Annotated in this window: 19 protein-coding genes and 1 pseudogene; 13 read left to right on the top strand and 7 right to left on the bottom strand. The window is 71.6% G+C overall.

Annotated elements, in window-relative coordinates; genetic code table 11:
- The first annotated feature begins 699 nt into the window (after positions 1-699).
- From TU30_RS27795 to TU30_RS27780, 5 genes and pseudogenes are all read left to right on the top strand, one after another.
- Positions 700-2,121 carry an ATP-binding protein gene (locus TU30_RS27795; protein WP_107068599.1) on the top strand — a complete coding sequence of 474 codons (1,422 nt, stop codon included), beginning with the start codon at positions 700-702 and terminating at the stop codon, positions 2,119-2,121.
- A gap of 332 nt (positions 2,122-2,453) precedes the next feature.
- A complete protein-coding gene (locus TU30_RS27790) occupies positions 2,454-3,785 on the top strand; it encodes a hypothetical protein (protein ID WP_052479941.1) in 1,332 nt (443 codons plus the stop codon).
- Between the two features lie 319 nt (positions 3,786-4,104).
- Positions 4,105-4,521: a hypothetical protein gene (locus TU30_RS27785; protein ID WP_199816902.1), complete on the top strand. Its 417-nt coding sequence runs from the start codon at positions 4,105-4,107 to the stop codon at positions 4,519-4,521.
- 8 nt (positions 4,522-4,529) lie between these two features.
- Positions 4,530-6,053: pseudogene (locus TU30_RS36235) on the top strand (ISKra4 family transposase).
- A 140-nt stretch (positions 6,054-6,193) separates the two neighbouring features.
- Complete coding sequence (locus TU30_RS27780) at positions 6,194-7,690, top strand: tyrosine-type recombinase/integrase (RefSeq protein ID WP_052479939.1); 1,497 nt, start codon at positions 6,194-6,196, stop codon at positions 7,688-7,690.
- Between the two features lie 138 nt (positions 7,691-7,828).
- Here TU30_RS27780 and TU30_RS27775 read toward each other — a convergent pair whose 3' ends face one another.
- Positions 7,829-8,689, bottom strand: coding sequence for a 3-hydroxybutyryl-CoA dehydrogenase (locus TU30_RS27775; RefSeq protein WP_042175034.1), 861 nt, complete (start codon positions 8,687-8,689; stop codon positions 7,829-7,831).
- 203 nt (positions 8,690-8,892) lie between these two features.
- On the opposite strand from TU30_RS27775, the gene TU30_RS27770 reads away from it, so the two are divergent.
- Positions 8,893-10,152: a glycoside hydrolase family 10 protein gene (locus TU30_RS27770; protein WP_042175031.1), complete on the top strand. Its 1,260-nt coding sequence runs from the start codon at positions 8,893-8,895 to the stop codon at positions 10,150-10,152.
- Positions 10,153-10,213: 61 nt separating this feature from the next.
- On the opposite strand, the gene TU30_RS27765 is transcribed toward TU30_RS27770, so the two are convergent.
- Together TU30_RS27765 and TU30_RS27760 are read right to left on the bottom strand one after the other, a co-directional pair.
- Positions 10,214-10,408, bottom strand: a complete 195-nt coding sequence (locus TU30_RS27765) for a DUF1918 domain-containing protein (RefSeq protein ID WP_042175029.1) — start codon at positions 10,406-10,408, stop codon at positions 10,214-10,216.
- Positions 10,409-10,710: 302 nt separating this feature from the next.
- Positions 10,711-11,706 carry a DMT family transporter gene (locus TU30_RS27760; RefSeq protein ID WP_042175025.1) on the bottom strand — a complete coding sequence of 332 codons (996 nt, stop codon included), beginning with the start codon at positions 11,704-11,706 and terminating at the stop codon, positions 10,711-10,713.
- On the opposite strand from TU30_RS27760, the gene TU30_RS27755 reads away from it, so the two are divergent.
- Positions 11,705-13,207, top strand: coding sequence for a PLP-dependent aminotransferase family protein (locus tag TU30_RS27755; RefSeq protein ID WP_042175023.1), 1,503 nt, complete (start codon positions 11,705-11,707; stop codon positions 13,205-13,207). The genes TU30_RS27760 and TU30_RS27755 overlap by 2 nt on opposite strands.
- Before the next feature lie 104 nt (positions 13,208-13,311).
- The gene (locus TU30_RS27750) at positions 13,312-13,905 is read left to right on the top strand and encodes a histidine phosphatase family protein (RefSeq protein WP_042175021.1); all 594 of its coding nucleotides are present in this window, start codon (positions 13,312-13,314) and stop codon (positions 13,903-13,905) included.
- Positions 13,906-13,969: 64 nt separating this feature from the next.
- Here TU30_RS27750 and TU30_RS27745 read toward each other — a convergent pair whose 3' ends face one another.
- Positions 13,970-14,470: a DUF6314 family protein gene (locus tag TU30_RS27745; protein WP_042175052.1), complete on the bottom strand. Its 501-nt coding sequence runs from the start codon at positions 14,468-14,470 to the stop codon at positions 13,970-13,972.
- 215 nt (positions 14,471-14,685) lie between these two features.
- Positions 14,686-15,246, bottom strand: a complete 561-nt coding sequence (locus tag TU30_RS27740) for a DoxX family membrane protein (RefSeq protein ID WP_042175019.1) — start codon at positions 15,244-15,246, stop codon at positions 14,686-14,688.
- Positions 15,247-16,098: 852 nt separating this feature from the next.
- On the opposite strand from TU30_RS27740, the gene argC reads away from it, so the two are divergent.
- The 5 genes from argC (at position 16,099) to TU30_RS27710 (ending at position 21,047) form a co-directional block, all read left to right on the top strand.
- Positions 16,099-17,139, top strand: a complete 1,041-nt coding sequence (argC, locus tag TU30_RS27730) for an N-acetyl-gamma-glutamyl-phosphate reductase (RefSeq protein ID WP_042175014.1) — start codon at positions 16,099-16,101, stop codon at positions 17,137-17,139.
- Positions 17,136-18,287 (top strand): bifunctional glutamate N-acetyltransferase/amino-acid acetyltransferase ArgJ, encoded by a 1,152-nt coding sequence (argJ, locus tag TU30_RS27725; protein ID WP_042175012.1) that lies wholly within the window; start codon positions 17,136-17,138, stop codon positions 18,285-18,287. Before argC ends, argJ begins: the two co-directional genes overlap by 4 nt.
- On the top strand, positions 18,284-19,198 hold the full coding sequence (gene argB, locus TU30_RS27720; protein ID WP_042175010.1) for an acetylglutamate kinase: 915 nt from the start codon (positions 18,284-18,286) through the stop codon (positions 19,196-19,198). The genes argJ and argB overlap by 4 nt, the downstream gene beginning before the upstream one ends.
- Entirely contained in the window at positions 19,195-20,403 is a 1,209-nt protein-coding gene (locus TU30_RS27715; protein WP_042175007.1) for an acetylornithine transaminase, read from the top strand. The genes argB and TU30_RS27715 overlap by 4 nt, the downstream gene beginning before the upstream one ends.
- A 104-nt stretch (positions 20,404-20,507) precedes the next feature.
- On the top strand, positions 20,508-21,047 hold the full coding sequence (locus TU30_RS27710) for an arginine repressor (protein ID WP_042175003.1): 540 nt from the start codon (positions 20,508-20,510) through the stop codon (positions 21,045-21,047).
- A 44-nt stretch (positions 21,048-21,091) separates the two neighbouring features.
- On the opposite strand, the gene TU30_RS27705 is transcribed toward TU30_RS27710, so the two are convergent.
- Together TU30_RS27705 and TU30_RS37720 are read right to left on the bottom strand one after the other, a co-directional pair.
- Entirely contained in the window at positions 21,092-21,892 is an 801-nt protein-coding gene (locus TU30_RS27705; RefSeq protein WP_176726335.1) for an FAD:protein FMN transferase, read from the bottom strand.
- Positions 21,885-22,309 (bottom strand): FMN-binding protein (locus TU30_RS37720; protein ID WP_234307999.1); only part of this gene is annotated, 425 nt, incomplete at its 5' end. The genes TU30_RS37720 and TU30_RS27705, both read right to left, overlap by 8 nt.

Below are 22,309 nucleotides of genomic sequence, written 5' to 3'. Positions count from 1 at the left end.
CCACACGGATACAGCCGCCCACTCACACCCACCACGGGCTTCGCAAAGATTCACCCCGACGAGCTGAAGTCGGTAAGCGTTCACAGGATGATAAAGTTGAACGCGTTCAACTATCAGTGGTGAATCGTTGAACGCGTTCAGCCTCTGCCTCCGCCGCACACCTGCACAGGCCGCTCCCAGGCTGCTGATCTGCGCGGATGAATTATCGGCACCCGCAATGTTCCGCTGTTGTCGCCCCAGACGTCGTTGCATGTCTTGGTGGCCTGGTTCCTGTTGGTGACGGGGCCCTCGCGCTGCCGACGCCTTCGGTGATCTCCTCGCCAAGGCGGATGTCCTCGACGTTGACGGCCGTGATGCTGGACTGCGGCGTCACTGGACCGGGCGGTCCGCAGCATGCGTTTCGGCGGGATCGGCCGGCAGGGGGGTGAGGCGGCTCCGGGGGTTCCGGCAGCGCCGGCTAGTCGTTCGGATCTCCTGGGCTTCAACGGCGCAGGAGACTCGCCGATGACCAAACTGGCCCGCGAAGCCATGTGGAGCGAGGGTGGCGTGGGAGGTGGGCGCGCGAACGGCCTGTTCAAGGCCACCTTCCAGGCCCTGCCTCGATGGCGGAACGGCCGGTGACCGAACTTGATAGGGTCAACTTTGGTATGTTCATTTTTGGACGCACCAAAATTGGCCCTATCGGGTGGGTGGTTGGACGTGGACGATTTCATCGGGCGGGACCGGGAGCTCGCGGCTCTGGGCCGGATGCTCAAGCGGGTCGAGGCGGGTGGCCGCGGTGGGCGGCCGGGCAAGGCGATGCTGATCCGCGGGCGGCGGCGGGTGGGGAAGTCCCGGCTCGTCGAGGAGTTCATCGAGCGCTCGGGGCTGCCCAGTCTGTTCTTCACGGCCTCGGCGCAGGCCGGTGCGGAGGCGGATCTGCGGCTGTTCGTCGAGGCGGCGGCCGAGTCTGACCTGCCCGGCGCCGAGGCGGTGGGCGGGCAGTCGCCCGGTACCTGGGACGCGGCCTTTCATCTTCTTGTCGCCGCGCTGCCGGACGACCGGCCGAGTGTCGTCGTATTCGACGAGATGCCCTATCTGATCAAGAACGATCCGGGTTTCGAGGGCACCTTGCAGAAGTTCTTCGACCGGGAACTGGCCAGGCGGCCGGTGCTGCTGCTCTGTGTCGGTTCCGACCTGGCGATGATGGAGCGGCTCAACGACTACGACCGGCCCTTCCACCAGCGCGGTACGGAAATGGTGGTGCCGCCGCTCAGCCCGGCCGATGTGGCGGACATGCTTGGACTCCCGCCGGCCGACGCGTTCGATGCCTTCCTCGTCTGTGGCGGGCTGCCTCTGGTCCTGGAGGAGTGGCCACGCGGCGCGGGGGTCTTCGACTACCTGGCCGACGTGGTGACCGATCCGACCTCGGCCCTCATCGTCAGCGCGGAGCGGTCCCTGGCCGCGGAGTTCCCGGCCGACGCCCAGGCACGCCTGGTGCTCGGGGCGATCGGCTCCGGGGAGCGGACGCACACGCTGATCGGCCGGGCGGCGGGCGGCCTGCCCGCCACCACCCTGCGGCGCTCCCTGCAGCTCCTGGGTGCGAAACGGGTGGTGGAGGCCGTCACGCCGCTGTCCACACGCCCTTCGAAGGAGACCCGCTACTACGTAGCCGATCCGCATCTGCGCTTCTGGCTGGCCTTCCTGGGGCCGCACCTGTCCGAGATCGAGCGCGGCAGAGGCGACCTGACTCTTGAGCGGCTGCGCCGGTCGTGGACGGCCTGGCGCGGGCGGGCCGTCGAGCCGGTGGTGCGGGACGCCCTGTTCAGGATGCGCGCGGACGGTCTGCCCGAGGAGACGGGCGCGGTGGGCGGCTTCTGGACCCGCAGCAACGACCCCGAGATCGACATCGTCGCGGCCGACCGGGGCCCGATCGCCAAGCGCATCACGGCGGTCGGCTCCGTGAAATGGCTGGAGAACCGCCCCTTCGACGCCCACGACCTGGCCCGCCTGCTGGTTCACCGCTCGCAACTGCCCGGGGCGAACGAGCAGACCCCGCTCCTCGCGGTGGCGCGGAGCGGGGTCTCGGTGGACGGGGTGCGGGCGGTGGGGCCCGAGGAGCTCATCACCGCTTGGCGGTGACGGTGGTCATGTCAGCGCAGTCAGGGGCACGGACATGTAGCCGCCGTCGACGAGATGCTCTGCAGGGGGTCTGCCTTCGGCTCACCGCGAGCCTGCGGGCGTCATCGCACTGCCGGGTGTCCGTGTACTCCTGCCTGGGCCGCCGACCATGGCGGCCCAGGCAGGAGTACTGTCCGACATCGTCGGCTTCTTCGCTCCATTACTTGCGGCCGCTGTCACAGGACTCCGAGGCCGTATCGGGGGAGCAGGTGTGCACGCCAGCGGATGAACGGTTCGTCGTTTCCGCGATCGTGTTCCCGGCACGCACATATTCGGAGCAGGAATCGGACATCATGGCGGACGTGGAAGTCTGGGAAGACCCTGCCGAGCTGCGCATCCGGCTGGACGTGTCGATGGAGGAGAACGCGGCGCTGCGCGAGGAGAACCGGCGCCTGCGCGCCCTGCTGGGACCGGTCGCCCACGTGGTCCCCTCCTGGGACGATCCTGTCCCCGCGCAGAAGCTGCAGCCAGCCACGCATCCGGACCCTGATGTGGTGCCAATATCACCGTCCGGCCTGCCCCATGCTGATGCACGCTCAACCGTGGAGGCGAAACTCGCGCTGTTCAAGGCGCTGTTCGCGGGCCGCGCCGACGTGCACGCCCTCCGTTGGGTCGCCAAGTCCGGGAAGACGGGATGGAGTCCGGCGGAGACCAAACGGCCCTGGGAGCGCCGCGCCGAGGAGGAGCGCGAGCTGTTGCCGCTCACCGACAACGTACTCATCGAGCATCTCAGCCGCCCCGAACCCGGCTCGCAAGAGGTGCACGTCGGGCTGTATCCGCTGCTCGCCGACGACACCTGCCGGCTGCTGGCCTGTGATTTCGACGACCAGGACTGGCGCGGTGATGCTGCCGCCTACCATCAGGCGTGCCGGGCGGCCGGGGTCCCGGCGTACGCGGAGGTCTCACGGTCCGGCAAGGGCGCCCACGTGTGGACGTTTTTCACCGAACCCGTCCCTGCGGCGGTGGCGCGGCAGTTGGGGGTCGCACTGCTGCGCGACGCCATGACCGCACGTGAGCGGATGTCCCTGGCCAGCTTCGACCGGTTCTTCCCCGCCCAGGACCTGCTGCCGACCAAGACATCCGGCAACGGCAGTTTCGGTAACCTGATCGCTCTGCCGCTCAACGGCGCCTGCCGCGAGCGCGGCACCACCCTCTTCTGCGACCCGGCATCCTGGGCTCCCTACCCCGACCAGTTCGCCCACCTCTCGCAGGTCCAGAGGCTGAACCGCAGCGAGGTCGAGGCGCTGGCGGACACTCTGCAGCCGGTCGAGGTCGGCCCGGCAGCCGCGCTCGAGGCGATGCCGCCGAAACCGCGGCGTACCGATCTCGGCAGGGCGCCCGAAGTAGTCAAGGCCCGGCTGGGGGCCATGCTTGCCATCGCCACCCAGGGCCTGCCCGCCCCGCTCCTGGCGGCGCTCAAGCACCTGGCGAGCCTGCACAACCCGGACTTCTACAAGAAGCAGAAGATGCGCTACTCCACGTTCGGGACACCCCGGTTCGTGATGTGCTTCGATGCGAGCGAACCAGACTGGCTACGTATCCCGAGGGGGCTATCCGATCAAGCGGCCGCCCTGATTGCCTCGGCTGGCGGCGCCCTGCGCGTCGACGACGGCCCCCACGCATGAGGCGATCACCGCGCGGTTCACCGGCGAGCTCACTCCGGTTCAGGCCAAAGCCGTCGGTGTGATGGCCGAGCACAGCACCGGTGTTCTCGTAGCTCCGCCCGGTACCGGCAAAACAGTAAGGGTGCAGATCCAATGAGGGTGCCTCGTTGGGGTGATTCGCAGAGGTTCGGGATGTAGCTGGTCGTGCCGGCTTCTACCGTCGCCGGGGTCGAGCCCGCGGTGAGGCGTGCGGGTGCTGAGCGAGGGTGGGTGTGGTGTGCCGTCGTTGATGGAGGCGTTGGAGGCCAGGCAGGCTGAGTTGTTGGGCCAGGCCGGGCGGATGAGTGAGCAGATCGCTGGTCTGTCCGAAGAGGTGTCGCGGGCCGAGGAGCAGCTGGTGCGGTTGCAGATCGCGCGGGAGACGGTGGAGGAGGTGCTGGCCGCGCCGTCTTCGCCGGTGCCGGGCGTGGTTGTCGCGGGCGGGGCTGCCGACGGGGTCGCTGTGGCGCTGGTGAAGGCCGAGGCGGAGCTGGACGTGACGGTGATGTCGCCGGAGTACCGGGAGATCATCGCCTTGTTCGCAACCTCGGGAGCGGCGATGCGCTGCAAAGAGGTCTGCCGGCACCTGGGTCTGGGGACTGAGCCGCGGCATGTCGAGGGGATGCGCTCGAAGCTGAAGAGGCTCGTGGAGCGCGGGATCCTGGCTGAACCTTCGTCCGGGCTGTTGAAGGTCGAGGGCAGGAAGCAGGGGTGGTGAGCGGGGTTGTGCCGACCCAGGGCGCGCTCGCCGCGTGTGAAGACGCCTTTGCGGCCTCGGCGGGTTTGTTCGCCGCAGCGTGTGCGGAGTTGGCGGCCCCGGAGGCGGCGGTAATGACGCACGCGCAGTTGGAGGATCTGCTGGGGGCGCGGATGCGTGAGGTCACACGGCAGTTGTTCCAGGACCACCTGACGCTGCGGGCCAGGGACGAGGTGCGCCGTGAGGAGGTCGTGGACAGCGCCGGTGTCGGGCGCTCCCGGATCGAGCGGGGCCGGCGTCGGAGGCTGGCCACGGTGTTCGGCAAGGTCACGGTGGCCCGGATTGCCTACCGCGGCGGCCGGGTGGCGCATTTGCACCCGGCCGACGCGGTGCTGAACCTGCCGGAGAGGATGCACTCGCACGGGCTGGCCAGGCTCGCCGCGATCGAGTCCTCCCGTGGCAGCTTCGCCGACGCCTGCGAGCGGATCAACGCTGTCACCGGCGCCGGCATCGGGCACCGGCAGGTCCAGGAACTCGCTGTCAGTGCCGCGGCGGACATCGACGCGTTCTACGACGCCCTGGTGCCGGCTCCCTGCACCGACGCCACGCCGCTGGTCTTGTCGGTGGACGGCAAGGGCGTGGTGATAAGGCCCGAAGCGCTGCGTGAGGACACCGCGAAGGCCGCGGCGGCCAAGGGCGGCAACGCGATGAAGAACCCGGCTGGCGTCCGGGGAGAAACACGGCAGGAAACGGATGGCCGCCCTGGGAGCCGTCTACGATGCCGAGCCCGCGCCGCGCACAGTCGACGACATCATCGCCGACCCCGACCGGCAGGACGCCGACCACGGCGCGGCGCCCGAGCGCCGCCAGGGGCCGAAGGCCCGGTCGAAGTGGTTGTGCGGTTCGGTGCACGACACCGCCGCGCAGGTGGTGTCCGCCGTGTTCGACCAGGCAGAGCACCGCGACCCCGGGCACCGCCGTCCCTGGGTCGTCCTGGTCGACGGGGCCCGCCACCAGATTGATCTCATCAAGGCCGAAGCACGGCAGCGCGGCGTGGACGTCCACATCATCGTCGACCTCATCCACGTGCTCGAATACCTGTGGCGAGCAGCTTGGTGCCTGCACGACGGCGGCGACGCCTCCGCCGAGGCATGGGTCGCCCGCCACGTCCGCACCCTCCTGGCCGGCGGCGTGCAGCAGACCACCGCCGCCATCGAGGAAGCCGCCCGCACCGCCGGACTGCGTGGCGCCCAGCGCAAAGGCATCGACGAGGCCGTGGACTACCTGACCGGCAAGGCCGAACACCTGCACTACGACACCGCCCTTGAACGCGGCTGGCCGATCGCCACCGGAATCATCGAGGGAGCATGCCGCCACCTGGTCAAAGACCGCCTGGACATCACCGGGGCCTGTCCGGAGCTGAAGCCGTACTCAAGCTGCGTGCCGTCCGCGCCAACGGCCACTTCGACACCTACTGGGCGTGGCACCAGCAGCAGGAATTCACCCGCAACCACCAGACGCGCTACCGCGACCAGGTCATACCCACCGCCTGATCGACAGCACCCGCATTGGATCTGCACCCATCGAAGATCGCTGGCTGAAGAAGCGCAAGGACCCGGTCACCGGGAAGCGCGAGCGCACAGACCTGTGGGGCACCAGAACCAAGCGGTACCGGGTGTCCGGAATCCCTGGGGTGAGGAAGCGTTCCTTCACGACCCTCGACGAGGCGAAGGAGTGGAAGAACACCACCATCGCCGCGATGAAGAAGAAGGAGTTCGTCGACGACCGCGACGGGGAGATCCTCCTCGGCGACTACATTGTCGACGAGTGGTGGCCGAAGCGCACGGACGCTGTGAACACCAAGCACCCCATGCGGTCCAAGGTGTTCAACCACATCGTCGACACCGCGCTCGGGCGCACGCAGATGTACGTCATCGGTGACGACCACCTCCTTGAGCGGAAGCGCGAGCTGAAAGCCCGCGGCCTGGCCGACACGACGATCGAGGTGATCTGGAACCACCTCTCCAGCGTCTTCAAGTCGGCGGTCGGCAAACGCATCGCGAAGAACCCGTGCCGCGCGGCGGAGAAGAGCGTGCGCCCTGCGAGCGGAGGCGAGACGAAGGCCCGCGCCTGGGCGAAGGAGGAAGCGGCCGCGATCCGGGCTGAGATGCCCGCTCGGTACCGGATCATCGCGGACCTCGGCATGCGGGCCGGGCAGCGGCAGGCGGAGGCGTTCGGCTTCAGCCCCGACGACATCAACCGCGACCGGATGATCCTGCACCTGCGGCGCCAACTGCTGTGGGAGAACTCGACGCGCCCATACTTCAAGCTGCCCAAGGGCAACAAGGAGCGGGACATCCCACTGTCGCCCGGCCTGCTCAAGCTGCTCGACGAGTACGCGGAAGAGTTCCCGGCCGTGACAGTCACGCTCCCGTGGCAGGGCCCGGGCAACAACAACAAGCCCACGGCCACCGTCCAGCTCCTGACAACGTCGGCGCTCGGCAACCGTCTCAACCGGAGCACGTTCAACAACGGCACCATGAAGCCGGCGCTCGCCGCGGCCGGGCTCATCGCCTCCCGGGAGGAAGGCAAGACATGGGGCTGGGAAGCGTCACGCGAGATGATGCACCACCGCTGGCGCCATACCTACGCCAGCGTGCAGTTGGGCGCCGGCGAGGACGTCATCTCCGTGTCGCACTGGATGGGCCACGCCTCCCCGGACATCACGCTGAAGATCTACGCCCACTTCATGCCCGACCGCGGACTGCGCGGCCGGACTGCCGTCGACGCCTGGCTGGAGACCGACGTGCGCCCACGGCCGGCCACCGCCGACCTGTGGGCTGTCGACCCGCTCGGCTTCTTGGAGAGCGCGGCTCTCGGCATCCCGGAGGACCGGGTGCAGGAGCCGGTGGAGGTGTACGTGCAGGGCTCCTGCTACGCAGGCGGACCGTGGACGGTGGGCCTGGTCCTCGACGCGGGAGGACCGGTCCTCGGAGAGATCCGGACAGCGCCCAGCGAGGACGCCGACCGCGCGCTGGCCTCGGCGCTGGCACGGGTCAAGGAGTACGGTGTCCTTGAAGGACTCGCGGTGAAGCGGGCGGAGAACCTGAACGATCAGGTGGCCGACGCTCTCCGGTCGGTCCAGGCGTTCGGGCGGTTCCTGCTCGTGCCCCGCGAGGGAGTGACGTGACCTCCCACCCAAACCCCCTCACAAACCCCTCGGCTCCATAACGATCACTGAAGGCCGCTCCCTGGAACGCAGGGGAGCGGCCTTCAGCGTTGCGCAGAGAGCTGCACTGTTCTCCAGCGGAATGGACGTCAGTACAGGTCAGCCGTAGGTGTAGAAGCCGGAGCCGCTCTTGCGGCCCAGGCGGCCGGCGTCGACCATGCGCTGGAGCAGCGGGGGAGCGGCGTAGAGCGGCTCCTTGTACTCCTCGTACATCGAGTACGCGACCGAGGCCACCGTGTCCAGGCCGATCAGGTCGGACAGCTTCAGCGGGCCCATCGGGTGGGCGCAGCCCATCTCCATGCCGTTGTCGATGTCCTCGCGGCTGGCGATGCCCGACTCGAACATCCGGATCGCGGAGAGCAGGTACGGGATCAGCAGCGCGTTCACGACGAACCCGGAACGGTCCTGGGCGTGGATCGCGTGCTTGCCCAGCACCTTCTCGGCGAAGAGCTGCGCCCGGCTGATCGTGCCCTCGGAGGTGGTGAGCGCCGGGATCAGCTCGACCAGCTTCTGCACGGGGGCCGGGTTGAAGAAGTGGATGCCGATGACGTGGTCCGGCCGCGAGGTGGCGACCGCCAGCTTCACCAGCGGGATGGAGGAGGTGTTCGAGGCCAGGATCGCGTCCGGCCGGGTCACCACCTGGTCGAGCACCTGGAAGATCTCCGTCTTGACCTGCTCGTTCTCCACGACGGCCTCGATCACCAGATCGCGGTCCGCGAACTCGCCCAGGTCCGTGGTGAAGCTCAGCCGGGCCTGGGTGGCGTCCAGCTCCTCCGCCGTGACCTTGCCGCGCTCGGCCGCCTTCGTCAGCGAGTTGAACAGCCGGGTACGGCCGATCTCCAGGGCCTCGCCGGTGGTCTCGGCGACCCTCACGTCCAGTCCGGCGCGGGCGCACACCTCGGCGATCCCCGCACCCATCTGACCGCAGCCCACCACTCCGACGCGTTCGATGTCGGTCACATCGTCCCTTTCGCTTCCTGGCGCGGCACGGGTCCTTCTGGCCTGCGCCGTCTACGACTCCTGGCAGGAGCACCGGGTTCCGGCCGCCTGCTCCGTCCGTGCACGTTACCCGGAAGTACCGATGATCGATCGCCGGGGGCGGGCATTCTGGGCGGGGAGCGGTCCGCGACCGGGCGGATCGCGGCTTTTGCGGCGGGTGTGAAATGGGACGAGTGTCACGCAGGGCGTTCGCGGTGGCGGCGCTGTCGTCGGTGACGATGATGACGGCCGCGTCGGCCGCCCCGGGCCGGCCGATGTCCGGACCGGCGGGTGCGACGGGCGGCCGGGGCGCGGCCGCCGGTGAGATACGGGGCGTGTGGCTGGCGACCGTGGCCAACCGGGACTGGCCGTCCCGCCCGGGGCTGAGCGCCGCCGGACAGCGGGCCGAGCTGATCGCCCACCTCGACGCGGCCGTCCGCAACCGTCTCAACACCGTGATCCTCCAGGTACGGCCCACGGCGGACGCCCTGTGGCCGTCCCCGTACGAACCGTGGTCCGCCTGCCTCACCGGCACCCAGGGCGTACACCCCGGCTGGGACCCGCTCGGCACCGCCGTCACCGAGGCCCATGCCCGCGGCCTGGAGCTGCACGCCTGGTTCAACCCGTACCGGGTCGCCGCGCACACCGACCCCACCCGGCTCGCCGCCACGCACCCGGCCCGCCGGAACCCCGGCTGGGTGGTCCCGTACGGCGGGAAGCTCTACTACAACCCCGGTCTGCCCGAGGTCCGCGCCTTCGTCGAGGACGCCATGCTCGACGCGGTGCGCCGCTATCCCGTCGACGCGGTCCACTTCGACGACTACTTCTACCCGTACCCGGTGGCGGGCCTGACCTTCGACGACGACGCCGCCTACGACACCCATGGCGGCGCCTTCCCCGACCGGGCGGCCTGGCGGCGGGACAACATCGACCGGCTGGTGCGCGAGACGGCGGCGCGGATCAAGGAGACCAGGCCCGGCACCCGGTTCGGCATCAGCCCCTTCGGGGTCTGGCGCAACGCGGCGACCGATCCCCTCGGCTCGGAGACCCGGGCGGGCGTGCAGACCTACGACGACCTGTACGCGGACACCCGCCGATGGGTGCGGGAGAACCGGGTCGACTACATCTGCCCGCAGCTCTACTGGAACATCGGCTTCGCCGCCGCCGACTACGCGGAACTGCTGTCCTGGTGGTCCGCCGTCGTGGAGGGCTCGGGGACGCAGCTGTACGTGGGGGAGGCGCTCTACAAGGCGGGAGACCCGGCGCAGCCGGCCGCCTGGCAGGATCCGGCCGAGCTGTCCCGGCACCTCACGCTCGCGACGTCCTACCCCCAGGCGCGCGGGCACGTCTTCTTCGCCGCCCGGGAAGTGGCCGCCGACCCGACCGGTGCGATGGCCCGGGTGGTCGCCGACCACTACGGGCGGCCGGCACCACCTCCGGGCTGACGGGGCGGAGGAGCGGCGGCCGTTTCCCGGGTGCCGGGGAAGCGGCGGGCCGGCCCCTGACCTAGTGCCGGTGGTTCCTGTGCCGGATCTCGGAATCCGGGCCGGGCGAGCACACGGCCTCGTGCCCGTCCTCGAAGCGGACGCGGTAGGGCGGATCGCCCTGCCGGCCCATCACCTCGACGATCTCGGCGACCTTGTCGTGCTGACCGACCACCCTGCCGTGCTGGACGAGCTGGTCGCCCACGGTTGCGTGCATCGGGGTCTCCTCATCACATGCGGGAGCAGCGGTCCGTGGTGTCGAGTCTACGGCGGAGCGGGCCACCCGGCAGGGCGTCCGACGGGCGGTCCGGTGCGTCGGACGCCAGGACCTGTTGCGAAAGCGGCGCCGTCCGCCCGGAGGGCAGGGCCCGCGGTGTCCGGTGCGGTGCGTCGCGGGGCTGAGGCCCGTCCGCGGGTGCACGGGGGACGGTCCCGGCACCGCGGCGAGGCCCCGTGCCGGGCGTCGCGGGCCGGACGGGACTGCCGAAACACATCCTGGGTGCGTACGGCGGAGGTTCTTCAGCCGCGGGCCCGCTGGGTGACGGCGATGCACACCAGTACCGCCGCCGCCGTCAACGGGGCGGCCGCGGTCAGGTGCTCGCCCAGCAGGAACACCGACCACACCAGGGTGAGCAGCGGCTGGGCGAGCTGGAGCTGACTGGCCCGGGGAATGCCGATCGCCGCCATGCCCCGGTACCAGACGACCAGCCCCAGGAACTGGGACCCCGCCGCCACCCACAGCACTCCGGCCACGCTGTGCGCGGTCAGCCGCACCGGCTCGAGGGCCAGCGCCAGGGCCGCGGCCGGTACGGCGAGCGGCAGGCACAGCACCAGCGCCCAGCCGATCACCTGCCAGCCCGGCATCACCCGGGCCAGCCTGCCGCCCTCCGTGTACCCGGCCGCGCACACCACCAGCGCCGCGAAGAGGTACAGATCGGCCGTGGTCAGCGCGCCGCCGCTCTGCCGCACCGTGAAGACCGCCACCGCGGCGGCACCGGCCAGCGCCGCAGCCCAGAAGGTGCGTGACGGGCGGGAGCCGACGCGCAGGGCGGAGAACAGCGCGGTGGTGAGCGGGAGCAGTCCGACCACGACCGCCGCGTGCGCGGTGGTCGACGTCTGCAGGGCCAGTGTGGTCAGCAGCGGGAATCCGAGGACGACCCCGGCGGCGACCACCGCGAGCCCCGGCCAGTGCCTGCGGGCGGGCAGCGGCACGCCGCGCCACCGCCTCAGACCCTTCCGGCGGCGCGCCACGGCCCCCGCCGCGTCCGCCTCCGGGGCCCCCGCCCGCGTCCCCACCGCGAGCAGGCAGCCGCCGGCGATCAGTCCCGCCAGCACGCAGCGCACGGCCACCAGCGACCAGGGGCCGAAGCCCTCCAGTCCCCAGGCGGTGGCCGGGAAGGTGAGCGAGAAGGCGATGACGCCGAGGGCGGCCTGCAGGGTGCCGAAGCCGGCCCGGTCCCGTCGGGCGGGGACCGCTATCGGGGGCGCGGCAGTAGCGCTACTCTGTGTTCTCATGCATGAGCGTAGCAGCGTTGCCGGACTGGCGGATCGGCTGCGGCAGGAGCTGGACCGCTACTCGCCAGGTGGAAAGCTCCCGTCGAGCCGGGCCCTCGTGGAGCGGTTCCGGGTGAGCCCCGTGACCGTCTCGCGGGCGCTGGCTCAGCTCGCCGCCGAGGGACTGGTGGTGACCCGGCCCGGCGCCGGCGCGTTCCGTGCCGCCGCCCGTCCCGCCTCCCCGGCCGTCGCGGCCGGTGACACCTCCTGGCAGGAGGTCGTCCTCAGCGCCGACGGTGCCGCCGATCTCGTCCCGCGCTCGGTCGACGCCTCCGGCGTCCTGGTCTCGCTCGCCGCCCCGGCGCCCGGCGTGATCGAGTTCAACGGCGGCTATCTCCACCCCTCGCTGCAGCCGGAGCGCGCGATGGCGGCGGCGCTGTCCCGGGCCGGGCGCCGGCCGGGAGCCTGGGGGAGACCACCCGTGGAAGGGCTGCCGGAGCTGCGCGAGTGGTTCGCCCGCAGCATCGGGGGCGCGGTCACCGCGGCGGGGGTGCTGATCACCGCGGGCGGCCAGTCCGCGCTGACCACCGCCCTGCGCGCGCTCGCCCCGCCCGGTGCCCCCGTTCTCGTGGAATCGCCCACCTACCCCGGCATGCTGGCCGTCGCCCGCGCCGCCGGACTGCGCCCGGTGCCCGTCCCGGTGGACGCGGACGGCGTACGGCCACAGCTGCTCGCCGGCGCCTTCCGCGCCACCGGTGCCCGGGTCTTCGTCTGCCAGCCCCTGTTCCAGAACCCCACCGGCGCCGTACTCGCCCCCGAACGGCGCGGCGAGGTACTGCGCATCGCACGCGAGGCGGGGGCGTTCGTCGTCGAGGACGACTTCGTCCGGCGCCTGGTCCACGAGGACGCGGGCCCGCTCCCGCGCCCGCTGGCCGCCGACGACCCGGACGGCGTCGTCGTCCACGTCTGCTCGCTCACCAAGGCGACCTCGCCGAGCTTCCGGGTGAGCGCCCTGGCCGCGCACGGCCCGGTCCTGGAACGTCTGCGCGCCATCCAGATCGTCGACACCTTCTTCGTCCCCCGCCCCCTCCAGGAGGCCGCGCTCGAACTCGTCGGCTCGCCCGCCTGGCCGCGCCATCTGCGTTCGGTCTCCGCCGGGCTGAGAGCCCGCCGGGACGCCATGACCGCCGCGCTCCGGCTCCGGCTGCCCGAACTCGCCCTGCCGCACATCCCGGCCGGCGGCTACCACCTGTGGCTGCGCCTGCCCGACGGCACCGGGGGCACCTCCCCGGCTTTCGGCCCCGGGGGAGAGTCCGCCCTGACCGCGGCGGCCCTGCGGGCCGGCGTGGCGGTCACCCCGGGCCGCCCGTACTTCAGCGCCGAGCCCTCGGCCTCGCACCTGCGGCTGAGCTTCGCGGCGGTCGCGGGCACCGGGGAGATCACCGAGGGCGTACGGCGACTTCGTGCCGCCTGCGACGAGGTACTGGGGCAGGCGGGGCGCGGACGAGGGAGCTTCGCGTGACGTGTCCGGCAGGTACCGATCGGTGCCGCACCACCTGAGGGGCTCCGGGCAACACCCTGGCCGTACCCCTTGATTTGCGTACTTCGGAGACCGATCATCGCGGCATGGCACTTCGGGTCACGTTCGTTGCCGCAGCGGGAAGCGCCTCGCGACTGGCCGAGCGTTTCGAGGACGACCGGCCACTGGACCGTGCCGGGTGGGACGATGTGCAGCGAGTGGCCCGTGAGCTGCTGCCGCTCGCCGCGGCCGACCTGCGCTACTGCTCGCCGAACCCGCGCAGCCGTGCCACCGGGGAAGGCCTCGGCTACGCCCCACTGGTCCAGCTCGCCCTGCGCGACTGCGCCATGGGCCGCTGGCGCGGGCTGACCCTGAGGGAGGCCATGGCCCGCGAACCGGAGGCCGTGGACGTCTGGCTCGCCGACCCGCGCGCCACCCTGCACGGCGGGGAGTCGCTGCTGGACTTCATCACCCGCGTCGGCAACTGGCTCGACACCCGGCCCGCCGAGGAGGACTGCCGGGTCGTCGCGGTGGCCGAACCGTCCGTCATCCGCGCCGCGCTGGTGTACGCGTTGAAGGCGCCGCCCGCGACCTACTGGAACATCGACGTCCGCTCGCTGTCACGGGTCGGCGTCGCCGGACGGGCGGGCCGCTGGAGCCTGCGCATCGAAGGGGTCGCCGCCCGGCCGACGCGCATCTAGGCCCCGTTCGCCGCCCGGGCGACGCGGATCCAGGCCCCGTTCGCCGCCCGGTGGCGGTGACCGTTCACCGGCCGGGGGTGGTGGCCGGTCGGCCCACGCGGACGTAGCCGGTGTCGAGCACGAGATCCTTGGCCGGACCGCGCACCCGCCAGACCGTCCGCCAGTGCTCCTCGTCGCGGACGGTGAACTCGCCCCGGTAGAGGTCCGCGGAACAGGGGTGGTCGGCGACGTACCGGCCTGCCGAGAGGTCCAGGCGATGGAACGGCCGGCCGTCCGCGAACCGCACGTCCACGGCGCCCCCGGGGCGTGACCCGCGGCTCGACGCCGGCAGGAAGCGCAGGGTGCGTTCCGCGGGGCGGGGGACGCCCTGCCAGGTGAAGGTGCCGGACTCCTGGTACAGCAGGCCGCCGTCCTCCGGTGGGCCGTCGCCCTTCAGAGGGCCGAAAGACGTGGTGCCCTCGAACCGTCCGAGGTCGCCGCTCGCCAGGTCCCGCACGGTCCGGGACACCCGCCAGCTCCCCCTCAGATAGGCCAGTGCGTCCGGTACCGGCCAGAACTCGCCCATCCCGCACAGCTCCCCGTCGTCCCCGTCGCGCACACACCATTGACGTGCTCCTGCCTCCTCCCTATCTTGCCGTTCGAAGTTCTGACAGTCGCTCGAAATAGCGAACATATCTCGAGGGTGCCAGGCGAAGCTCCAACCCCTCCTGCCGAGAGTCGCGGAGTATCCGTGTCACGCACCGCCCGCACCCGGCACCGGCCGAGGCCCCCTGCCGTGCCTCAGTGACGCAGCAGCAGGGTGACGCCGGCCACCACGGCACCGAGCACGACCGCGGCGACGCCGTACGCGAGACGGTGCGAGCGCAGCCGGGGCAGCAGCCGGTCCACGGCGATCCGGCCGGGGCCGGTCAGGGCGAGCGCCGCTGCGGCCAGGGTGAGGAGGAGCTCGTACTCCACGCCCTCTGGGGCGAAGAAGCCGCCGCCCCACTTCACGACGATCGCGTTGAGCAGCGTGCCGGCGACGGCCGCGGCGGCCAGCGGGGTGAGCAGACCGAGCGCGAGGCCGAGCCCGCCGAGTGTCTCGGTGAGCCCGGCCACGACGGCGAACGCCTCGGGCGAGGGGTGGCCGAGGGACGTGAAGTACACCCCGGTGCCCTCGATCCCGCCCCCGCCGAACCAGCCGAACAGCTTCTGCGCGCCGTGCGCGGCCATCGTCAGACCGAGCACGAGACGCAGCACCAGCAGCCCGGCGTCGTAGGCGCGGGCGGGGGCGGCGGGGGTGTCCTGACCGGAGGCGGAGGCGGAGGCGGGGCGGGACGTGGTGCTGGTGGGGCTGGTCATGGGGGACTCCTCGAAAGGGGACGTCGAAAGCGGTGCGGTGGGGGTGCCGCACATCACTGAGCGGCACCCCGTTCCAACAAGCTTGAAGGTTCAAGCTAAACCATGGCCGACTTTGCTTCAACTTTCAAGCAGTCGGGGTGTGCCCGGCCGCGCCCGGCCCCGAGCCGAAGCCCTCGCCTGCGCTTCGCCCCGCCCCGCACCGTTCGAGGGGTGCGGTGGTCGTGCCGTACACCGCCGCCGGCGCCTTGAAGACGTCCTCCGCCGTGCCGGCCGCGAGGGGCGGGCCACGGCTCGCCCCTCGAGTCGGGTGCGGACGAGTGCTCCCGCGGCGAGGTGAACGGCGCGCACGGGCCTGGGCGCTGTACGTCGCCCGTCGGTGCGTGTGTGCGGGGCGGAGCGTGTCGCTTCGACGCGGAGCCGCGTTGGCGAGGGGGGGCGGTGATGCCGATGAGCCGCGGTGGACACGCAGGGCCGGCAGGCCCCTTCACCTTCATGGGAACGAAGGAGGAGCGGAGGGCTGCCTGCACGGAGGTCCGGAGTGGCAGCCGGTTGCACACGGAGCGGGTGAGGGGCAGGGGGCCGGAAGCCGCCTACGGAATGCTGTGTGCGCAGGAGGTCACTCCGCAGGAGTCACTGGCCCTGGTCGAGAAGCTGCTCCTGCCCGTTCCGCTCTCCCGCGTGGGGTCGGACCCGACAGTCGATCGGAAGTGCACGCGCCTGTGACTTGGACACGGAGCCGGTCGGTCGGGCCGACTCGGCCGCTCGGTCTCGCCGACGCACGCCGGCCCCCCGACTCCCGTTGCATAAACGTGCGCATATACGTATAGTCATGCCATCGATGAGGAGGTTTCCGTGAGCGTACGAGTGGCTGTGGCCGGGGCCAGTGGATATGCGGGCGGGGAGCTCTTGAGACTGCTGCTCACGCACCCGGGGGTGCAGATCGGTGCGCTGACCGGGAACTCCAACGCCGGGCAGCGGCTCGGGAGCCTGCAGCCGCATCTGCTGCCGCTCGCCGAGCGGGTGCTGGAGCCGACCGCGGTCGAGGTGCTCGCCGGGCAGGGCCGACGGCACGACGTGGTCTTCCTCGCGCTGCCGCACGGCCAGTCCGCCGCCGTCGCCGAGCAGCTCGGGCCGGACGTGCTCGTCGTCGACATGGGCGCCGACCACCGGCTCGCCGACGCCGGCGACTGGGAAAGGTTCTACGGCTCCCCGCACGCCGGTACCTGGCCCTACGGCCTGCCCGAACTGCCGGGTGGCCGCGCCGCGCTGGAGGGGTCCAAGCGCATCGCGGTGCCCGGTTGCTACCCGACCGCCGTCTCGCTCGCCCTGTTCCCGGCGTACACGGCGGGCCTCGCCGAGGCCGAGGCGGTGATCGTCGCCGCCTCCGGCACCTCCGGCGCCGGCAAGGCGGCCAAGCCGCATCTGCTGGGCAGCGAGGTCATGGGGTCGATGTCGCCGTACGGCGTCGGCGGCGTCCACCGGCACACCCCCGAGATGATCCAGAACCTCAGCGCCGCGGCGGGGGAGCGGGTCCTGGTCTCCTTCACCCCGACGCTCGCGCCGATGCCCCGCGGCATCCTCGCCACCTGCACCGCCAAGGCCCGGCCCGGCGTCACCGCCGCGGCCGTCCGGGCCGCCTACGAGAAGGCGTTCGCCGACGAACCCTTCGTCCACCTCCTCCCCGAGGGCCAGTGGCCCGCGACGGCGTCCGTCCACGGTTCCAACGCCGTTCAGGTCCAGGTCGCGTACGACGAGGCCGCGGGGCGGATCATCGCGATCAGCGCCATCGACAACCTCACCAAGGGCACCGCGGGCGGCGCCCTGCAGAGCATGAACATCGCCCTCGGGCTCGACGAGTCCACCGGACTGACCACGATCGGAGTCGCGCCGTGAGTGTGACGGCAGCAAAGGGATTCACGGCGGCGGGCATCGCCGCCGGGATCAAGGAGAACGGCAACCCCGACCTGGCCCTCGTGGTCAACAACGGGCCGCGCCGCGCCGCCGCGGGCGTCTTCACCTCCAACCGCGTCAAGGCCGCACCCGTGCTCTGGTCCGAGCAGGTGCTCAAGAGCGGCCAGGTCGGCGCCGTCGTCCTCAACTCCGGTGGTGCCAACGCCTGTACGGGCCCCAAGGGGTTCCAGGACACCCACACCACCGCCGAGCGGGCCGCGGAGCTCCTCGGTACGGGCGCGGGCGAGATCGCCGTCTGCTCCACCGGGCTCATCGGCGTCACCCTCCCCATGGACAAGCTGCTGCCGGGCCTGGAGACGGCCGCCGGTCAGCTGTCCGAGCACGGCGGCGAGAAGGCCGCCATCGCCATCAAGACCACGGACAGCGTGCACAAGACCGCTGTCGTGACGGGGAACGGCTGGACCGTCGGCGGCATGGCCAAGGGCGCCGGCATGCTCGCCCCCGGCCTCGCCACCATGCTGGTCGTCCTCACCACCGACGCCGACGTCGAAGCCGAGGCACTGGACCGGGCCCTGCGCGCCGCCACCCGCGTCACCTTCGACCGCGTCGACTCGGACGGCTGCATGTCCACCAACGACACCGTGCTGCTGCTCGCCTCCGGCGCCACCGGCGTCGCCCCCGCCCACGAGGAGTTCGCCGAGGCCGTACGCGCCGTCTGCGACGACCTCGGACAGCAGCTCGTGCGCGACGCCGAGGGCGCCAGCAAGGACATCAAGGTCGAGGTGGTGGGCGCCGCGACCGAGGACGACGCCGTCGAGGTGGGCCGCTCCATCGCCCGCAACAACCTCCTCAAGTGCGCCATCCACGGCGAGGACCCCAACTGGGGCCGGGTGCTGTCCGCGATCGGCACGACGAAGGCCGCCTTCGAGCCCGACGGACTCGACGTCGCCATCAACGGCGTCTGGGTGTGCAAGAACGGCGGCGTCGGCGAGGACCGCGACAAGGTCGACATGCGCTACCGCGAGGTCCACATCGTCGCCGATCTGGGCGCCGGTGACGCGACCGCCACCATCTGGACCAACGACCTCACCGCCGACTACGTCCACGAGAACAGCGCGTACTCCTCATGAGCACCACCCGCAAGCACACCGCCCTGCCCAAGGCGCAGATCCTCATCGAGGCACTGCCCTGGCTGACCCGGCACCACGGGAAGACCGTCGTCATCAAGTTCGGCGGCAACGCCATGGTGGACGAGGAACTGAAGAACGCCTTCGCCCAGGACGTCGTCTTCCTGCGGCACGCCGGCCTCAAGCCGGTCGTCGTGCACGGCGGCGGCCCCCAGATCAGCGCCGCGCTCGACCGGCACGGCATCGTCAGCGAGTTCAAGGCCGGCCTCAGGGTGACCACCGAGGACGCCATGGACGTCGTACGGATGGTGCTCGCCGGACAGGTGCAGCGCGAGCTGGTCGGACTGCTCAACCGGCACGGACCCTTCGCCGTCGGCCTCACCGGCGAGGACGCGCACACCCTCACCGCGACCCGCCACCGGCCCGAGATCGACGGCGAGTCCGTCGACATCGGACGGGTCGGCGAGATCACCGAGATCGACCCCGGCGCCATCGAGGCCCTGCTCGCCGACGGCCGTATACCGGTCGTCTCGTCCATCGCCCGGAGCCAGGACGACCACCATGTCTACAACGTCAATGCTGATACGGCGGCTGCGGCACTCGCTGCTGCTCTGGACGCCGAGACCCTCATGGTCCTCACCGACGTCGAGGGGCTCTACGAGGACTGGCCGAACTCCGACGAGGTGATCAGCCGCCTCACCGCGTCCCAGCTCGAGAAGCTGCTGCCGGAGCTGTCCTCCGGCATGGTGCCGAAGATGGAGGGCTGCCTGCACGCCGTCCGCAACGGCGTGACCACCGCCCGCGTCATCGACGGCCGGGTCCAGCACTCGATCCTGCTGGAGATCTTCACCGACGAGGGCATCGGCACCATGGTCGTGCCCGACGGGACACCGCACGCACAGGGGGAGTCATGAGCAACGAGGAGCTGAGCGCGCGCTGGCAGGGCGCGCTCATGAACAACTACGGCACTCCGAAGCTGTCCCTGGTCGGCGGCGTGGGCGCCACCGTCCGCGACGCCGACGGCAAGGAGTACGCCGACTTCGTCGGCGGCATCGCCGTCAACGCGCTCGGCCACGCCCACCCGGCCGTCGTCGAGGCCGTCAGCCGGCAGATCGCCTCCCTCGGCCATGTCTCCAACCTGTTCGTCGCCGAGCCGCCCGTCGCGCTCGCCGAACGGCTCCTGAGGCTCTTCGGCCGCGACGGCCGGGTCTACTTCTGCAACTCGGGGGCCGAGGCCAACGAGGCCGCGTTCAAGATCGGACGGCTCACCGGCCGGGCCCACATGGTCGCCACCGACGGCGGCTTCCACGGCCGCACCATGGGCGCCCTCGCGCTCACCGGCCAGCCGGGCAAGCGGGAGCCGTTCGCACCGCTGCCCGGGGACGTCACCCACGTCCCCTACGGCGACGCGCAGGCGCTGGCCGCCGCGGTCACCGACGACACGGCGCTGGTGATCATCGAGCCGGTCCAGGGCGAGAACGGGGTCGTGGTGCCCCCGCCCGGTTATCTGAAGGCCGCCCGCGCCATCACGGCAGCCACGGGCGCGCTGCTCGTCCTGGACGAGGTGCAGACCGGCATCGGCCGCACCGGCAACTGGTTCGAGTACCAGGCCCACGAGGGTGTCCTGCCCGACGTCGTCACCCTCGCCAAGGGGCTCGGCGGCGGGCTGCCGATCGGCGCGACGGTCGCCTTCGGACGCGCCGCGGACCTGCTGCACCCCGGCCAGCACGGCACGACCTTCGGGGGCAACCCGGTCGCCTGCGCCGCCGGACTCGCCGTCCTCGACACCATCGAGAACGAAGGACTGCTCGAGAACGTCAAGCGGCAGGGCGAGCGGTTGCGCGACGGGATCGAGTCCCTCGGCAACCCGTTGATCAGCCATGTCCGGGGCGTCGGCCTGCTCCTGGGTATCGTGCTCACCGAACCGCTCGCGCCCCGGGTGCAACAGGCGGCTCAGGATGCCGGTTTCCTGGTGAACGCGCCCGCTCCCGATGTCGTACGGCTCATGCCGCCGCTGATCCTCGGGGAGGACACGGTGGACGCCTTCCTCGGGGCGCTGCCCGGCATCCTGGACGCCGTCGGCCGGGCGGCGGACGCAGAAGGACGAGCCGGACAGTGAGCCGGACGACGAGCCGGGCGAGACCCGGACGACGAGCAGGGCGATGAACCGGATCACGAGGCGTCCGGAGCACGCCCCGAGGACGACCGGAGAATGAGACGACGATGAGCCACGATCAGGACCACGGACAGCCTGCCGGGCCTGCCGTACCGCAGACCCGCACCGCGCGCCACCGCCGGATCGTGGACATCCTCAACCGGCAACCCGTGCGCTCGCAGAGCCAGTTGGCGAAGCTGCTCGCCGACCACGGACTGACCGTCACCCAGGCGACGCTCTCCCGGGACCTGGACGAGCTGAACGCGGTGAAGATCCGCGACACCGACGGCGACCTCATCTACGCGGTGCCCAGCGAGGGAGGCTTCCGCACTCCGCGCGCACCGCTCGGGGAGTCCGCGAAGGAGGAACGGATGCGGCGGCTCTCCCAGGAGCTGCTGATCTCCGCGGAGGCGTCCGCCAACCTCGTCGTCCTGCGTACCCCGCCGGGCGCCGCCCAGTTCCTGGCCTCGGCGATCGACCAGGCCGAACTGCACGACATCCTGGGGACCATCGCCGGTGACGACACCCTCATGCTGATCAGCCGTGACCCGGTGGGCGGACAGGCGCTGGCCGAGCACCTGCTGAGGCTGGCGCAGAACGGGAACTGAACGGGTCCGTAGGGCCGTTTGCCGCTCACGGGGCCCGGCGTCCCTCACCCCAGACGGGACGCCAGGCCCCCCGTGCAGCGGACCTCGTCGCCCGCGGTGATCAGCAGCGCCTCCACGCCGGGCAGCGTCTCCAGCCAGGCGAGGCCCTCCCGCGACCCCATCGCGAAGGCGGCCGTGGCCCAGCAGTCGGCCCAGGTCAGCCTGGGCGCCACCACGGTCACCGCGACCAGGTCGGTGACCGCCGAGCGGCCGGTGCGCGGGTCGACGATGTGATCGCCGCGCTCGACGGTGCCCGAGGTGGCGACGGCCAGCTCGTCGGCCCCGGCGGCGGAGACGACGGCCGCGAGGCCGCCCGGACGGAGCGGGTCCGCCACCCCCACCCGCCACGGCCGCCCGGCGCCCGGCGTACCCAGCAGCTGCACGTCGCCGCCGCCGTTGAGGCTCACCCCGACCGCCCCGGCCCGAGCGAGCCGCCGCGCGGCCCGCTCGGTCGCCCAGCCCTTGACGATGCCGGTCGGGTCGAGCCGGCCGCGGTAGCGCGTGCTGAACCAGCCGTCGCTCACCCGTTCCGCCTCCGCGGCCAGCTCCAGGACCTCGGCGACCTCGGGATCGCATTCCCCGACCGTCAGCTCGCCGCGTGCCAGCCGCGAGATCTGCGAGTCGTCGCGGTAGGTGCTGAACACCTCGTCGACGCGGCGCAGCCCGGCGGCCGCGTCCTCCAACGCCGCCTGCACGGCGGCGGATTCCCCGCCGCGGACGTCGAAGGAGAAGACGGTCCCCATCGTCTCCTCGGTGCGACGCACCGCGGCGGGAGCCTGTGCGGACCCGGCCACCGTCTCAGCCACCGGCCTGGTCCAGGGCGGACTGCAGCGACTTCTTGTATCCGGCGCTGGTGTACGTGGCCCCCGACACGGCGTCGATGTCGGCGCCGCCGGTCTTCACGACGGCCTGGTTGAGCCTCGGGACCGACAGGTTGGTGACCCGGTCGCTCTGGCCGCCCTGGGGAGCCTGCACCGCCTCGGCCTTGGCGATCCTCCCGCCCTCGACGGTGATCCGGACCTGCACGGCTCCGTACTCCGTCTGCGCCGCGTCACCGGTCACCGTGCCGTCCTCGAGGGCGGCCGGGGCGTTCCCGCCGCCTTCGCCCTGCCCGCTCCCGGCGGAACCGTCTCCGGCGGAGGCGTCACCGGCGGAACCGTCTTGGGCGGAGTCGCCCCCGCTCCCGGCGGCTCCGGCGGCCTTCGCCTGGTCCAGGGCGGACT

The organism is Streptomyces sp. NBRC 110035, from assembly GCF_000829695.1.
Lineage (GTDB): Bacteria > Actinomycetota > Actinomycetes > Streptomycetales > Streptomycetaceae > Streptomyces.
This window is presented reverse-complemented; position numbering and strand designations above follow the sequence as displayed.